We start from the raw sequence: 253 nt of genomic DNA, 5'->3' as shown, positions 1-253 counted from the left end.
CAGCTTGATGCCTCTGTGCCCAACGTCAAGCAGACGGCTTACCGCATACGCGTGGCATCGTCGCCCCAGCTGCTGCGCAAGGGCAAAGCTGACCTCTGGGACTCTGGCCGTCAGCCGTCTGACCGCCCCCAGGGCGACATAGTTATCGAAGCCAACCGCGACCTTGACGGCCAGAAATTTATCAGCAGCATGTCGCTCGGTGGCAAGAAGCTCAGCCGCTACCGCATCTCTCACGACGAGCTGACCCGTGGCC

The 253-nt window shown here is 62.1% G+C and carries 1 protein-coding gene; it reads left to right on the top strand.

All coding sequences use genetic code 11. The features are described from left to right. Window positions 1-253, top strand: a 253-nt coding sequence (locus CIK94_RS14360) for a hypothetical protein (RefSeq protein ID WP_158216518.1), incomplete at both ends; no start/stop codon positions are given.

The sequence above is a fragment of the Prevotella sp. P4-51 genome, from assembly GCF_002251455.1.
Lineage (GTDB): Bacteria > Bacteroidota > Bacteroidia > Bacteroidales > Bacteroidaceae > Prevotella.
This window is presented reverse-complemented; position numbering and strand designations above follow the sequence as displayed.